General features: G+C 36.0%; 9 protein-coding genes. 4 read left to right on the top strand and 5 right to left on the bottom strand.

The annotated features are described in order from the left end of the window. Nucleotides 1–34 precede the first annotated feature (34 nt). Nucleotides 35–352: a PTS fructose transporter subunit IIB gene (locus tag STERM_RS15990; protein WP_012862665.1), complete on the bottom strand. Its 318-nt coding sequence runs from the start codon at nucleotides 350–352 to the stop codon at nucleotides 35–37. Beyond that, on the bottom strand, nucleotides 349–807 hold the full coding sequence (locus STERM_RS15985; protein WP_012862664.1) for a PTS sugar transporter subunit IIA: 459 nt from the start codon (nucleotides 805–807) through the stop codon (nucleotides 349–351). Before STERM_RS15985 ends, STERM_RS15990 begins: the two co-directional genes overlap by 4 nt. Nucleotides 808–1,475: 668 nt before the next feature. Here STERM_RS15985 and STERM_RS15980 point away from each other — a divergent pair. After that, a complete protein-coding gene (locus STERM_RS15980; protein ID WP_012862663.1) occupies nucleotides 1,476–9,758 on the top strand; it encodes an autotransporter domain-containing protein in 8,283 nt (2,760 codons plus the stop codon). A 370-nt stretch (nucleotides 9,759–10,128) separates the two neighbouring features. Beyond that, nucleotides 10,129–10,764: a transglycosylase SLT domain-containing protein gene (locus STERM_RS21400; RefSeq protein WP_012862662.1), complete on the top strand. Its 636-nt coding sequence runs from the start codon at nucleotides 10,129–10,131 to the stop codon at nucleotides 10,762–10,764. 325 nt (nucleotides 10,765–11,089) lie between these two features. Here STERM_RS21400 and STERM_RS15965 read toward each other — a convergent pair whose 3' ends face one another. The 3 genes from STERM_RS15965 to STERM_RS15955 are packed head-to-tail and all read right to left on the bottom strand — an operon-like array spanning nucleotide 11,090 to nucleotide 13,610. Beyond that, a complete protein-coding gene (locus tag STERM_RS15965) occupies nucleotides 11,090–12,070 on the bottom strand; it encodes an aldo/keto reductase (RefSeq protein ID WP_012862660.1) in 981 nt (326 codons plus the stop codon). A gap of 57 nt (nucleotides 12,071–12,127) precedes the next feature. Beyond that, nucleotides 12,128–12,610, bottom strand: coding sequence for a flavodoxin (locus STERM_RS15960; protein ID WP_012862659.1), 483 nt, complete (start codon nucleotides 12,608–12,610; stop codon nucleotides 12,128–12,130). 16 nt (nucleotides 12,611–12,626) lie between these two features. Then, complete coding sequence (locus tag STERM_RS15955) at nucleotides 12,627–13,610, bottom strand: aldo/keto reductase (RefSeq protein ID WP_012862658.1); 984 nt, start codon at nucleotides 13,608–13,610, stop codon at nucleotides 12,627–12,629. Nucleotides 13,611–13,933: 323 nt separating this feature from the next. On the opposite strand from STERM_RS15955, the gene xrtK reads away from it, so the two are divergent. Continuing rightward, a complete protein-coding gene (xrtK, locus tag STERM_RS15950) occupies nucleotides 13,934–14,443 on the top strand; it encodes an exosortase K (protein WP_012862657.1) in 510 nt (169 codons plus the stop codon). A 5-nt stretch (nucleotides 14,444–14,448) separates the two neighbouring features. Continuing rightward, complete coding sequence (locus tag STERM_RS15945) at nucleotides 14,449–17,103, top strand: MSEP-CTERM sorting domain-containing protein (RefSeq protein ID WP_012862656.1); 2,655 nt, start codon at nucleotides 14,449–14,451, stop codon at nucleotides 17,101–17,103. Nucleotides 17,104–17,225: the final 122 nt, after the last annotated feature.

Genomic DNA, 17,225 nt, shown 5'->3' with positions numbered 1-17,225 from the left:
CACTAAAGTAAACAGGATATTACAGCAGACTTATTTATTTTCTTTTCTCCATAGCTTCAACGATTTTTTTTAATACACCTTCGGCATTAGATACACATTGTCCGATTTTTACACGTACAATTTGTTTCCCGGCGAATCTGTCCTCATCCTCTACTACCTTATCTGCTGCAATAAGTACAAGATCTGCTGATTTAATCTCACTTTCTGTAATCTCGTTTACTTTTCCCATTGCACCCTGCTGTTCCATTCTCACATCATGTCCCAGCTTTGCTCCGGCTTTTTCCAGAGCTTTTGCAGCCATGGGAGTATGTGCCAGTCCTGCAATGCATGAAGTTACTCCGACTATTTTCATAATAAATCACCATCCAAATTTTCTTTTATATATTTTATTAATTCATCACCGGTTTTCATATTCAGAATCATACTCTGAAAATCCTCTTCAAGCAGACTTACTGCCACTTTAGAAAGTATTTCCAGATGTTTCTGCCCGGCATCTTTTTCAGGTACCAATATAACAAAAACAGATTTTACTTTGAATCCGTCAGGCGAATCCCAGTCTACAGCTTCTGTAAGTCTTATAAACAAAAGTTTTGCCGTCTTTATCAGATCACTTTTTACGTGGGGAACTGCTATAAGATCCTGTACAGCTGTAGGGTATTCCTTTTCTCTTTCCCATAACTTGTTATAAATCTCTTTTTCATTATCTGTTATTCCGAGTAATTTTGATTTTTCGGCTATAAATAACATAACATTATCTTTATTACTTAATTTTTCATCCAAAAAAATCTGATTATTTTCTAAAATCAAGTTTTTTACCTCCATTTATGGCTTTTCTTTCAATTTTATGCAAACGTTTGCGTAAATTATATATTTTAAATATACAACGAAAAATACTAATTGTCAATATGAAAAAATATTTTTTTCTGTTATGCATATAAAATTTTTTAGATAAATTTTTTGTCGCAAAGATTTTTTATTATCTAAAGTTTTAATTTTTAAATTTAATTTTTTGTCTGATAGTTTTATTTTTATACAAAAGAGCTTATAGATGTTATAAATTTAAAATTTCTAATACAATATGAAAAAAAGCAATTTATATGTTAAAAAAAATAAACAATAAAAATATAAGAAAAAATAAAAATTATATATACCTTATATAGAAATATGCAATTATTCGTATAATTAATTTTCTAAGTTTACATTTAAAAAAAGTCAGACAATTTTAAACAAGCATTTCGATATAGTTAAATTGACTTTAAGGAACAAATTTAGTAAAATATTGATAAGAATTTCCAAAAACAGATTTTGTTTAACAATAAAAGAAATTCATAAAATAAAATTTATGAGGAGGAGAAAAGAGTAAATAAAATGTTTTAGCTATGAATAAGGGGAGCTTTATACTTAAATATTATAAAGCTGATAATTCATAAAAAAATAAGGGGAAAGACATAAAATAATAATAAACAGGAGGGATGATGAAAAAAAATAAAAAATTATTAATACCATTTTTGGCGTTAAATGCAATTTTACCGGCTTATGCAAAGGGTGCAGCTGTTTCTGAGTCAGTAAAATATGATAGTCTATATAATAAAATGGTAAAAAATCTGGAACAGGGGAAGCCGAACCAGAAAAATTATCAAATTATAGAGCAGATATTAAAGAAGAGAAATAAAGAGCTGAAAGATTTGTATGTGCAGGGGGACTACATTGTGAAACCGGAGTATCTGGAATGGCAGATATTTGCTTCGGGATTTTATGGTGAAAAAGACAGAGGAGATAATAATGAATATAATCTGAGTTATGACAGCGAAGGAAATCTTGTGTCAAGTTCGGATCAAAACTCATCTGATAAAAAAATAAAAGATTTAAGAACAAAAAAATATATCCAGATAGGAGCTACAATTCCGGTAAAAACTGTTGCTGATTTTACAATTAATCCTAATGTGGATCTGACAATAAAAGATATAGCACCTATCACTATAGTGCCGCCGGTAACGAAAATAGAGAAGGCACAGTCAATTTCACTGCCGAATATAACAGCGCCTACAATGACAGCACCGGGGATGAATCTTAGTGTGAGCCCGACAGTTAATATAACACCGCCGAGCGTGAACTTTTCATTTGCTGCGGGACATAATGCAGGAGCACCTCCGGGACCGCTTGCAGGTACTACAAATGAAAGCGTGGCACCAAAAGCCAATGGAATTTTAACTACAGCAGATTTTAGTAAAACAGTATTAGAGTCAACAAATTCTGTATGGAGATTCTATTCAGTTTCAACAGGGGCAGGTCAGTCTAAAATAATAGCGTCTGATGTAGTGCTTACAGCCCGTAATGAAAAAGACGGAAACGGGTATTTTACATTTGAAAACAGCCCGGGTGCAACTATGATATCGATACTCGGAACTGTGACAATTCTTCCAAACTCTCAGACTAACTATGTAGTAGGGGATACAGTGGACGGAGATGCAAGAGCAACAACATATAACGGCGGAACAATGAATATATTCGCCGCTCAGACACATAAAACACTGAATGCAGCTACTGATACTCCGTCAGGCGGGGGAGCCATGATGTATATCCCGACAAATCACACTGAACCAAACCAGATTATACCAGGTGTCAATTCAAATAAATATCTGGTAAACGGTGAAAACGGAACAATACACATAAAAGGTTTCGGGAACTATGGTGTAATGAATGTAGATATGGATCATACGGTACGCGGATATGGAAGCGGTGCAGGTCATATCAATGACAGATTCAGTGACCCTGCAAATCCGGGGAAATTTATCCCTAACGCAAACGGTGAAGTTGATATCAATATAATACTGAATCAGGGAACTGTATTAGTAGAAAAAACTCAGGGAGCAGGAGGCTTTGACAGTCAGTACGGTAACGTGGCACTAAGTGCATTTGCACAGGAAAAACCGCTGCCAACAAGTGCTGTATTTAATAATTATCTGGGAATGATATTTGACAATACGACCTTTATGTATAATGACGGAAGTATAAAATCTGTAAGCGGTAACAACATGCTCATGCAGCATAAGGGGAGCGGGCAGATGATAAATAACGGTGTTCTGGATATAGAATCAGGACAGACAATAGGAATGATAAGAGAAAATATAGGTCACAGAGGGTATACGGTAACTACATCCAATACCGTTACAAGTCATACGATCTGGGATGCCGCTAACTCAAGGGCAAGAGCTGTAAATGACGGTATTATCAATATAGCCGCTTCTGCTAAAGACGTTCTGGGAATGAAAGGAATGGGCTATGACGGAAACGGAATTAATGATAACGTAAACAGCAGAGTTTTGATATATAATGCAGAATCTAAAGTAACAGTGGAAAACGGGGACGGTGTTCTAAACGGTATTGATATTGATGAGGACGGCGGTGTAAGCGGTTCTCACAAAATAGATATAGACAGAAGCAACGTAAATTCTTACGGTGCAAATATGGGCGGACTGGTACCTAATCTGAAAGAAACTCTGGATGAAAGTAAAACAGTAACTTTCACATTAAACAGCAAGACATATACAACAAAAGACGGTGTAATATTTGTAGGCGGAAAAAATGCCGCAGGTCTTTATGCAGAAACTAAAAATGCTCTTAGAACAAGCGGATTCAGTGGAAATGGTATCAATAACCCGAATTCTTCGGCATTACCTGATGCATCACATATAGATTACGCAAAGGCAATAAATAACATAGACGGAAAAATATTTGTCTATGCTTCCGGGAATGCAAGCGGGAACTATTCTATAGGAATAGCAGGACAATATGCGTCACTGGATAATAAAGGAGACATATTTCTCGGACTGCTTCCTCAGGCAGGAGCAATTACCGGAAAAGGAAGCACTGTAAATACAGAAGGAGGAGTATCTTCTGCACAGGAACAGTATATAGGAATATACGGGAACGGAAGCAGTGTATATAACACCGGATATATCAGCGATAAAGCAAGCAGCGGCAGTAAGGCAAATTATTCAATTAACGGAATAGGAATATTCGCAGAAAAGAAAGCAATAGCCAACGGAAGCGCGGGATATATAGCAAATAACGGGGAAATAATACTGGGAACAGGCGGAAAAGGAGTAGCGGGAGTAGGAATATCTGCTTCTGATATGATAACTTTAATATCAGGCGGTAACATAGAGGTAAGAAGTACTGCAGCTAATATGGGAGTAGGAGTCTACGGATCTTATGCAGATTCTGATAAAACAGATTCGGTAATATCAAAAACAGGTATTTCTGGTAATCTGAATATACTGGGCGAAAGAGCCATAGGAGTATATTTTAAAAATGGAAAAGCAAATGTTCATGATATGAATATAACAGGGACAGATACAGTAACTCCCGATGAAGTGGACAAAGCATTTGGCGTAGCAGTGGAATCATCTGATCTGAAGATCGGCAATAAAGTAAAAATAGAGCTGAAAGGTGAAGATAATATAGGAATTTACGGAAAAATCCTGACATACACAGATGCAATAACAAGTGCCAGCCGTTCTGATTATATTGATATAGCTCTTGGTTCGGGTGGAATAGGAATATATCTTGAGGATATAACGAATAATTCACTGGTAAAAGTAAATAATATAGTGACAGGAAATAGTACCGCAACGCGGAATTCCGGAGGAATAGCACTGAAAAGTACTACAAACAGAGCAGAAATAAATGCAGGAAATATAACAATAGGAAGTGCAGAAGCTGCCGGCGAAGGTTTTGGTATATTCGTAGAGGGAGCCTCGGCACAGGATAGTAAAATTACTGCTGGGAATATTACCGTAAACCAAAAATCAGGAATTGGTGTTTTTGGGAAAAATGTTAAAGAAATAACAGCAGGAAATATCAAAGCAGGAAAAACAGGTGTTTATCAAGAAAGCAGCAGTACTACAGCAGGAAAGCTGTCTGCAGGAAGCATATCACTGATTGGTAATGAAGACAGCATGATAGGTGTTTACACTAATGGAAGCAGTGCGGCAGTTGATACAGAAATTGCAGGTCTGGACATGCAGAATGCAAAAAATGATTCAACAGGAATATATATAGGAAGCGGAAGCTTTAAAAATACAGGCAGTATAAATATAAAAGCTCTGGACAGCTCATTCGGTATCTATATAAAAGGAGTAACAGGGCATAATACTGTAGACTTTGGTACAGGAAGTAGAACTGTAAATCTCGGTAATGACAGTATAGGTCTTTATCTGAAAAATTCCCAGGTGTCAAATATGATTACTGATATTACAATAGGAGATACTACAGGAGCACCGGGAACACAGGCCGGGGTTGGGATGTTTCTTGAGGATACTGCAGTAACCGGAGCAGTTAATACAAACATAATATCCGGAAATAAAACAGTAGCTGCGTATTTTGGAGCTAATACTGGAAATATAACATATAACGGAAATGTACAGGTAGGAGAAAATTCACTCGGTATATATAAAAACGGAGGAACATTAACAAGAGATCCAAGTAAGACTACAATCTTTTCCGGAAGTGCCAATACAGAATCAATAGGATATTATCTGGAAAATTCAGTTTTGGATTACTCGTCAAATGCACTGACAGCCGGTACTCTTACTATGAATAACGGAATAGCATTTCTTCTGAAAGGAGCAGGCTCACAGGTAACAGTAAACGGAGTACCAATAACAAACAGTGATCTTGACAAGCTGGGGCTTGATCCTAAAGTAGAAAGATTTGTTTATTCAGATAAACAGGAAATAATAACAGAGGATGTAACTCTTGATCCTTCGGTAAGACATTACGGATACCATGCAGTAAACGGAAGAATAGAACTGAACGGAAATATTTATACAAATAACAATATTCTGGGGACCTATGGAATACTGGCTCAGGGAAGATACGGAAGCGGAACGGAGGAAATATTCATATCAGGCGGGAAAACAATAGATATGACTAATTCGACAGGAAGCATAGGAGTAGAAGTACTTGAAGGAGCCAGAGTAAAAAATAACGGAACAATAAAGGCAGGAAAATCAAGCAGTACAAGCTCTGGAATAGGAATACTTGCGGAAAGTACGGCTTTGTTAACGGCAGAAGCAGAAAATACAGGAACGGGAGTAATAGAAGTACTGGATTCAGGAATAGGAATATATCTGGATTCGGCAGAATTAGGAGGGAATATATTAAATAACGGTATCATCCGTTCTACAGAAAATAATACCCTTGGAATATATTCAAAATTATCATCGTCAGGAGTAGTAAATTCGGTACCGGCAGCAACATTGACAAATAACGGGGATATACTTCTGAAGAATGACAGTTTTGGGATATTTGCCGAAAACAGCAATATAAATAATTCCGGAAATATAACAGTGGGAGATACTGTGTCTGGAAGCTCGGTAGCAGTATACGGAAGTAAAAAGTCCATAATAAATAATACAGGCGGAACGATAACAGCAGGAGAAAACGGACTTGGCTTTTATCTTGACAACAGTACTCTTAATATAACAGGTGGAAGCTTTAATACAGGAAAAGGAATACTGGTTTATGCGGCTAATGAATCAAGTGTAAATTATGCAGCAGGAAATACAGTATTAGGAGATAAAATAGGCTTCTATCTGGATAACAGTACAGCTGATTTTAATTCAAAAGAGTTTACGGTTCTTGATAATGGTGTAGGAATGTATGTTACCAATACACAGGCAGGGCCGGTACAGCAGTCGGCTGTAAAATCACTGGGAAAACTGATACTGGGCAGCAATGCTACCGGAATTTACCTGAAAAATGCCGATCTTGAACCTGTTACAATAGGAATGACAAATTACACACTTGGCGGAGCCATAGAAATAAACGGAACTAATTCCGCAGCAATAATGGGAGTTAATTCAAATATAGAAAATACAAGTAATATAAGCTCATCAGCTTCATTAAATAAAGGGATAGTACTGAAAGCAGATGACAGTAACACTTACAGCCTGAAAAACAGCAGTAATATAAGTCTTTTAAGTGATAAGTCAATAGGAATATACGGAACAACACAAACAGGAAATATAAATATAGATAACACCGGAACAATAAACCTTGGAAATACAGGATCTATAGCAGATGCATCAGTGGGAATATACGGTACGGCAGGAGTAAATATTACCAATAACGGAACAATAACAGGGGGAACAAATACTGTAGGATTATATTCAAACGGAGGAACTCTGATTAATAATACAGGAATAACTCTGTCACATGGTTCAGTGGGAGTATATGCTTCGGGCGGAACAGCAGATATAAACCTTGGCTCATCAGTAACAGTGGGAGATAACGGAGCTGTGGCGCTGTATGCCAATAACGGGGCAGTACTAATAAACTACTCATCAAATATATCAGCAGGAACAGACAGTGTAATAGGTTATGCCAAGGACAGCGGAACAAAGCTTGATAACAGGGCAGCCTTATCAATACAGGAAGAGGGAGTAGGATTTTATACAAATAACGGGCATATAATAAATTCGGGAACTTTGAGTTCCGCAGGAAACGGGATAATTTATCTGTACGGGAATAACGGCACAATAGAAAATAACGGACAGATAAGCGGTTCTGCACACGGCTACGGAGTAGGAATATATGGAAGTAACTCGGATATAAAGAATACGGCAGCTATAGTACTGGGAGACTCACATATTCCGCATCCCAATGATTTAAGCAATAAAGACAACAGATTCTCTGTGGGAATATACGGGGAAGGAAGCAAGATAGATAACAGCAGTAATATAACAGTAGGAGAAAACGGAATAGGAATATACTCTTATGCACAGAGCGGAGATATCACAAACAGCGGTCAGATAACATCGACAAGAGATAAGGCAATAGGGATATTCTCGGAAGTAGGAAAGAACGGGAAAATAATAAACAGCGGATTAATAGATCTGGCTGGAAACAGTGTAATAGGAGTGGCAATAAATAAAGGCGGGACTCTAGATAACCTCGGAACTATAAAAGTAAGCGGAACAGAAAGTATAGCAGTACTTGCAGAAAGCGGTTCAGTAGTAAATAACTACAATACAATAGATGTATCAGGGACTAATTCGGTAGCAGTGGTATTAAAGGATAAATCTGCTTTTATAAACCATCCGGGAGCAACATTAATACTTGGTTCAGGAAGTCTCGGAATACTGACTGATTCCACAAGTACATCAAATATAGCTTCAGGCTCATTATCTGATACTTCGATAACATTGCCGTCACTGGCGTCAGTACCGATTTATGAACCGCCTCAAATAATAAATTCCGGAATAATAAAGGTGGAAGGAAACTTTGAAGTACCGTATGACGGTGTGGTAAAGGTAAAAGTAGACCCAGATTCGGTAAGAGAACTGACACATGCGGAAAAAGTATCATCAGGGTACGATCTTTTGGAACTTGAAAATGTAATTATGATATCAAATGCAGTAAAATATGAGGCAGACAGCTTTAATGTAAAAGATGTAACAGTAACGCCTGATTTTACGGAAGGAACTAATGCACTTACGTATAAGCTTGAAAATGTATTCATGCCAAGAGTGTCAAATGCAGGAGTAACATCAGGAATAGCAAGTGTATACAGTGAATCATATACATGGGATGCGATACCGGTAACGAATGCAGACGGAAATGTAGATATCTGGATGAAAAAGATAGCGTACAAAGATCTGATGGAAGGCGAATGGTATGAAGATTTCGGAGCGGCAATGGATGAAAAGTATGCAGGATCAACAGGAGATGCAGGAAAGATATTTGATAAAATAGACAGAATAACAAACGGAACTGATTTTGAAAGAATAATGGAAAGTCTCGGCGGTAATATATATGCAAATATAAATGAGAGAGAAGATGATATAGCAAGAGCATTTGAAAACTCATTGAGTCTGCTGCAGAATTCACATAATAATACAAAAGAAAATGTGAAAATAAACGTAATAGCAGGGAAAGGTAAAACTACAGAGGATACTCCGGGAGTAACAGGCTATAATTATGAAATGGTCGGAGTTCTTGCTCTGAGAGAAGTAGAGAGAACTTACAAGCATACATTCGGTTATTCACTCGGATATGTGCATACAGATTTTGAATTCAAAGACGGCATGAGCAGTGAAGAACTGGTAGATACATTACAGATAGGCGGACACAGCAAATATAAGTCTAATGACTGGATATTAAGAAATGATCTTACTGGAAGAGCAAGTTTTCATAATATTGACAGAAATATAAACTGGCCTTCACCATACGGAAGATCAGAGATAAACGGTTCATATGAAACATACAGTATAACAAGCAATAATACATTCGGCAGAGAACTCAGCATAGGAAAGAATTCAAGTGTTACACCATACGGAGGTCTGAGAGTAATGTATGTGACAAGACCGGACTTTGAAGAAAAAGGACTTGAGAGACTGGAAGTAGAAGGAAATGATGCATGGAGTGTAAAACCTAAACTGGGAGTGGAACTAAAAACAGCAATACCTTTAGGCAGCTCAAATGCATGGAAAATAAAAGGGGCACTTGATCTTGGCTATGAGTATGAGCTGGCAAATCTTAACGAAAGAGAAAAAGCAAGACTTGTAGCAATAGAAGACGGTTATCATAAACTGGCAGAGCCTGATGATGAAAAAGGAGCTTTCAGGGGAGGAGTAAGCATCGGGGTAGAAGTAGAGGACAGATACGGCATATTCTTAACAGGAGAATATAAAGCAGGAAATGATAAACAGAATGATTACAGGGCAGGAGTGACTTTGAAGGCAGTGTTCTAATAACTGTTTTGCAGCCATGAAATAATTCAATACTACAATTAAAGGGAAGGAGAAAAATATACTGTGTATTTTTCTCCTTTTTTAAAAAATAAATATTTTTTAAAGTATTAACAGGGAGTACTATATATTCAAGATATCTTAAGACCTGAATATAAAAACAGTACACTTGTATTTACATTTTTGAAAACATAAGGTATAATATACATACACTTTTATCTATAAATGAAACATGGATTAAATTATTTGACTAAAGTGGAATTTTGACTTCTGATACGCAGAATATTTATTTACTAATACCGTATCTTATAATACGGAAGAAGAGGTATAATATAAAATTTAGTTACATAGACTAAAAAATAAGGAGAAGACTATGAAAAAGATGATTCTGATTCTGTTTTTTATAAGTTTTTTCAGTTTTTCAGGCGAATCAGAAATGGTTGCCTATATGAAAAAAAATAATTCCAGATTATCAGAAAAAGAGGCCAAGGATATTTATAAAAATGTAGTCCGTTATTCTACAGAATATGACTTTGACCCGATACTTGTGTTCTCTGTTATGAAAACAGAAAGTAATTTCCGCCATTCCACGGTATCTACAGCAGGTGCAAAAGGACTAATGCAGTTAATGCCTGAAAATTTTGAAGAATTTAAAGTAGATAACAGTATAAGAGGAAATATAAGAGGCGGAATAAAACATTTGAAAAGAGACTACGATAATACACAGGACGTTACCAAGACACTCGTCTGCTATAATGCAGGCTGCGGCAGACTGCAGAATAATGAATGGAGAAAGATCAGGGAAACCAGAAATTATGTAAAAAAAATAAATGCTGTATACCCTGAAATAAAAAATATTTATTATGTAAATGTAGAAAATCCTTTTGCTTCCAGTATACTGGCAAACGGCTTAGCAGTAATAGGGAGCTATAAAATACTGGACAGCATAAAAAATGAAAATCATACAGAAAATAAAGAGTACTTATACTGGAGAGAGTCTTATATATGAAAGGAAGCCGCAAAAATCATCTGTATAACAGCAGCTTTGTTCTCAGTTTTAATGGTTTTTGGATATATAATAAAAAATATCAGAAATACCAAATTGGACAGAGTGAGAAAAGAAAATATAAAATTACAGCAGCAAAGATTAAAGATGATAGAAAAAAGCATATTAAGACAGCAAAAGGAAATAAAGAGGAGTATTATAGCAAAAAGATATTGATTAATAAAACAGGAAGCTTTCTGTATATACAGAAGGCTCTTTTTTTATGACAATAAAATAAAAAGGAAACTATACCGAGAGACGGAAAAGTTTCCTTTACTGATTATGCAGATTAAACAGCGCCGATTACTTTATGAGGCACATAGGGCTCTTCCAGAAATGCAATTTCTTCGGGTTCCAGCTTTACTGATAAAGCAGGAACTGCATCCTCAAGATGTGATAATTTTGTTGCGCCTATAATTGGAATAGTTACCGGTTCTTTTTGAAGCAGCCATGCCAGTGCAACATGCAGACGAGGAATGCCGCGTCTTTCGGCAACTGCAGCCAGACGTTCTATTACCAGACGGTCTGCTTCTTCTGTGGAACCGTATTTGCTTACAGCAATCTGATCTGTTTCAGAACGTTTTGTTGTTTCTGACAGATTACGTGTGAGTCTTCCAGAAGCCAGAGGACTGTAGGGAGTAAGAGCAATTTTTTCCTCCTTGCAAAGCGGAATCATTTCTCTTTCTTCTTCACGGTATATCAGATTCAGATGATTCTGCATCGATACAAAACGTGTCCATCCATTTTTTTCAGCTGTATGGAGTGCTTTTTGGAACTGCCAGGCATACATGGCAGATGCTCCTATATATCTTGCCTTTCCGGCTTTTACAATATCGTGAAGTGCTTCCATAGTTTCTTCAATCGGAGTATTATAATCCCATCTGTGTATAATATAAAGGTCAACATAGTCAGTTCCAAGACGCTTCAGACTTTTATCAATTTCACTCATAATAGCTTTTCTTGAGAGCCCTGAGCCGTTGGGACCGTCATGCATTTTTCCGTGTACCTTTGTAGCAATAACTACCTCATCACGATTAGCATAGTCTTTCAGAGCACGTCCGAGAATCTCCTCGCTTTTTCCCAGAGAATAAACATTTGCAGTATCGAAAAAATTAATACCAAGATCAAGTGCCTTTTTTATAACAGGCCGGCTGTCTTCTTCATTAAGAAGCCATTTATGAACCCAGGCTTCAGAGTCTCCAAAGCCCATACACCCAAGACAAAAACGTGATACATCCATACCGGTATTTCCAAGTTTTATATATTCCATAAAAAAATCCTCGCTTTCTAATATTCGGTTTATATTTTATATTTTTACTGTAAAAAATTATTTTATTCCGATTTCATTGAGCCATAAATTAATTTTTTCGGAAATATTTCCATTTCCTTTGCCAAAAACTTCAAATCCTTCCAAAATATTTGAGTTCGGGCATAATAAAGAAATATCTTTAAATATTGAGCCGTAGCCCCCGCCTCCATGAGTACAGAATGGTACAATAGTTTTGGCTGAAAAATCATGCTCGGATAAAAAAGCAGCAACAGGAGGAGCAATAGTACCCCACCAGTTTGGAGAACCAACAAATATAATATCATATGATTCTGTATCATTGATTTTTGTCTTCAATTCCGGCTTTTTACCGGACTGAATTTCTATCTTAGCCTGTCTGACTACATCATTATAACCTGTCGGATAGGGAACTGCAGGAATGATTTCAAAAAGTGCTCCGTTAGTTTGTTTTTGTATATAAGATGCAATTTCACCAGTATTACCCGAATGAGAGTAATAGGCTGTCAGTATTTTTTTACTCATAACTTATCATCCTTTCTTATTTCCAGTTTGGAAGTAAAGTTTCTGCACGATCGGTAGCAGGAGCAGGTGTATTTGAAAGACTGCTTATTTCTTCACGCCATTCCGGAGTCATCTTAATGTCCAGGGCTCCGAGAGAATCCTGTAATTGTGCAATATTCCTAGCTCCGATAATAGGAGCTGTAACAGAAGGGTTAGACATAACCCATGCCACAGCAAGCGAAGATGGTGTAACATCGTGTTTTTCAGCATAAGCAGAAAATTTATCTGCAATAATAAAGTTATTATCATCTTTATAGCGGTCTTTGTATCTGGCTTCCTCCAAAAGCCGTCCCTGATCGGGACGTTTGTTTATTCCATATTTTCCTGTAAGAAGTCCAGCACCAAGAGGGCTGTATGAGATAACCCCGATTTTTTCAGAGGCAGCCAGCGGCAGAATTTCTACCTCGGCCTGACGCTTGACTAGGCTGTACATAGGCTGGATTAATTCAAAGCGGGCAAGCTGTTCTTTAGCTGAGATACCAAGTGCTTTGGCAATCTGCCATGCAGCCCAGTTGCTTACTGCAGGGTAGAGTATTTTTCCCTGTTTCTGTAAAAGATCAAGTGCAAGAAGTGTTTCTTCCATTGGTGTATTATCATCAAAAGCATGTACAAAATAAAATTCAATACGATCAGTTTTCAAACGGCGCAGACTGTTTTCTGCGGCATTTATTATATGACGCCGGGATAAGCCTTTGTCATTCACCCCTTCTCCTGTAGGATAAAATACTTTTGAAGTAAGGACTATTTCATTACGGCACTCTGCAATGCATTCACCAAGTATTTCTTCGGCACGTCCTCCGCTGTAAACATCAGCGGTATCAAAGAAGTTTATTCCTGTGTCACGGCAGTATTTAAACATTGATTTTGAAGTTTCGGCATCGGCATTTCCGCCGAATGACATTGTACCAAAGCATAAATTTGATACAAAAATTCCTGTTTTTCCAACTGTACGATATTCCATGTAAGTTCTCCTCTCTTTTTCGTATGATAATGAATATATGATATTTTAAAGATTTGTAATGTAAGAATTGTTTTTATATTATTACTATATCACTTTGAGTTAGCTCCAAGTCAAGCTTTTTTTATAATAAGATTAAACATCTGCTTAAAAAAACTCATGACTACACAATCATTAGAGTTTATGCTAAAATAACCGTAACTTGTATTTAATATTTTCCTTTAAAAATTTTTTGTAAAATAAATTGAGAATGAAAATTTAGTGTATTATCTGGACTGTGAATCAAATAATACAGGATACAGGATGTAAATTACAGGAGAAAACTGATGTTTAAAAATTTTAGCATTGAAAAAATTATCATATTCTTATTTACTGTTATTCTGGCCTTTGCTGTTTACAGAATTTTAACAGCAGATATAAAAATTACGCTTATACCGCATATTACAGCTGTAAATTTTTTGTATCAGATGAGGTTTGAGTTTATTCCGGGGATAGGATACCGTGAAGCGGGCGGTTTGTTTATAATAGGACAAAGCTGTATAGGAGCCAGATTATTTATATGTCTGTTTCTAATACTCAGTATATGCCGCATAGATAATTACGAAGGTTTTTTGAAAAAAATCGGCAGAATCTTTTTATTTTGTATTACAGCCGTTTTTTTGGCGTATATTATCACAGTATTCAGAATTACAGCAAGTATTCCGTTTTGCAGACTGGAAAATTTTCAATTAATCCATACAATTTTTTCACTTATGGTGTATTTTGCTTCAGGGATTGGATTGTATGCTTTTCTAAGTTACAAATCAGAGAAAAAAATTATAAATAAAGAGGAGTGAAAAATTTGAAGAAATTATTGATTTTTATAACGTTGCCTCAGTGCATAATGGCAATGCTTTTAGCATTATCTTTTTTATTAAACCGGGATCTGCCGGGAGTAGGATTAACCATTGTTCTTTTTTTGGAGATAATTCTGAATATTATCATATTCAGTTATTATATAAAAAATAAAGAAAAAGAGAAAATAGAACTAAAAAAACTGTATTTTTTTCTTACAGGGTTTATTATTATTTTTTCATTCGGGATAATTTTTTTATATCAGGAAAATCTGGGATATTCAAGCTTATCACCGCCGGTTCTCTATATGCTGTTTAATAGCTTTTCTATGGTGTATCTGGCAGCAGAAGCTGTCAAAACCGGAAATGAAAACAGTAAAAATAATATTATTGCATTAACAGTGCTGTGTATTATTCTGCCGACAGTAACATTTGCTTTGTTAGCTGTATTTTCCCTAAATAGTATAAGTATGATAATGGCTGTTGGTTTTCTATGTTTATTCCTTTTTTTAACAGCGAAATTACTTTACATGCTGTATACTCAAAAAAATAAATCTGCAGAAATTGGAGATAATGAGAAGAGCTACACGGGTATTTATCGTCTGCTGGTTGCAATAACTGGAATTATACTTCCCGTAGCAGGTTTGACCTTAAATAACGAGATGGGCGGTGTATTCGGAGATTTCAGCAGCAAATGGTTTTATATAATAGCAATATTAAACGGACTTGTATTATTAATAGATATTAAGGGTATTTCGCAGAAGCTTCCGGTATTTTATCTAAAAATAGCCGGTTTTGTATATATAGTATACTTTACTATTGTTTTTATCCCGTGTATTCCGCTGGGAATGGTGGGAATAATCATATATGGGCTTGGTCTGCTTGTTTTTGCACCGGCAGCTGCTTTTTATGTTCAGCTCAGACAGATTTTGAGAGATATAAAAATTTTGAAAAAGAGGTATTCTGATAATATTATTATTTTTACTGGAATAGCGGGGATATTAACGCTTCCTGTTATTATAGGCGCAAATTTTAGAGCAGACGGTATAAATTTTAAAAAGGCAGTGTCTTACACAGAATCGGGCAATAATACCGGTGCAAAGGTGGATATCAGGAGATTAGAGAGATCAATCTCGCAGATAGATGCTACAATGGTGTCATCACGTGAGATGGAGGTCGTGACTTTTGGCAGAGGAACTCCTGTATTATCATCAGTATACAGATATATTGCATTGGGAAATAATTTTTTTACAGAAAAATCAAAAGAAAAAATACAAAAAATTTTTACACCTGAAAAAGTGGTCAGCAGTTCTGAAATAATTGGAAGAGATACAGAAATTAACAGAGATTTCAGCGTAAAAATTTCTACAAGAGACAAAGAATATATAGAAGAAGCAGGAGCATATAAAATCTGGGTAGATATGGAAATAACACTGGCAGAAGACAAATTCGGACCCAGAGAATATAAAACTGATTTTATAATTCCTGACGGAAGCTTTATAACAGATTATTATTTATATGTGGGAGAAACGAAAAAACGCGGAATTATGACAGACAAGAGAGCTGCTCAAATTGCTTATGAAAGTATTATAAGAACACCCAGAGATCCCGGTATAATATATTATGATAATGATAACAGACTGCTGTTAAGAATTTTTCCTTTTCCGTTTGAAAAGTCTTATACAAGAAAAACAGGATTTCAAATTATGTACAGTCAAAGCGGCTCTTTTACCATCGGAGGAACTGTAGTTAATCTTGAAGCGGAAAATGCCGAAGAAAGACCGCTGCAGCTGAATGGAGTAGATTATCTTCCGGCAGCATATAAAAAGTCGCTGCCTAAAATCGAGAGAACAGCACAGTATTATTTTTTGATAGATGCGGGAGATAAATCAGCATATAAGGAGAATCTGGAGCTGGCTGTGAAGTATAGCAAAAATAAAAATCTTGAAAAGCCTTTGTTTTATGCAGTATCCTATCAGTCAAAATTAATCGGGGATCTGAATTCTCCTGAACCTGAGGTGCCTGAAGGAGGCTTTAATACGGCATATACAGTGGAGGAAATACTTTCATCAGTACCACAGGGCAAATTTCCTGTTATTATTATGGTAACAGATAATATGAACAGAGCTGTTGAATTTGAGAAGACACAGATGGCGAGAGTTTTTCCCGAGAGCAGATATTATTACAGGCTGAATTCTGATTTGTCACTTATTCCTTATGATTTTTACAGTAATGATATACTTGCGAAAACAAATGAAATAATTACGAATACTGCGGTTGATTACAACGGGACAGCAGTAGAAGATGACGGGAAAAGTGAGATTGTATACAGAGAATCGTCTTCCGGCAAACAGCCGTCAAATGATTATGAAGCAGCTTTTGTGCTGCAGAAAAATGCACTCCAGAATACTGAACCCAAAGCTCAGACTGCATTAATCAAAGAAGCAATGCAAAAAAGAATTCTGACTAAAAATACAGCATTTATTGTAATGGAAACAAAAGAACAGGAAGAAATGCTTCTTGCTCTGCAGGAAAAATTTCTTAAAGGTAAAAGTGAAAAAACACCGTCTGTTATGATGTCGGAAGCAGGATGGCTGGCAACAGCAGCAGTAATATTAATTGTTCTGTTTCTTAGAAAAAGATACATGAAAATTAAAGAATAAAAATTATATTTACAGATTTGAATATAAATAAAAAAGGAGAGAATAAAAAATAAAATCTCCTTTTTTAATTAAGCAATTTTTTACAATAAAGAAAAATATAAATTCCGTATAATATATTTATC

The organism is Sebaldella termitidis ATCC 33386, from assembly GCF_000024405.1.
In the GTDB taxonomy this organism is placed as follows: domain Bacteria; phylum Fusobacteriota; class Fusobacteriia; order Fusobacteriales; family Leptotrichiaceae; genus Sebaldella; species Sebaldella termitidis.
Note: the sequence above shows the minus strand (reverse complement) of the source record. Positions and strands in the feature narration are given on the sequence as shown.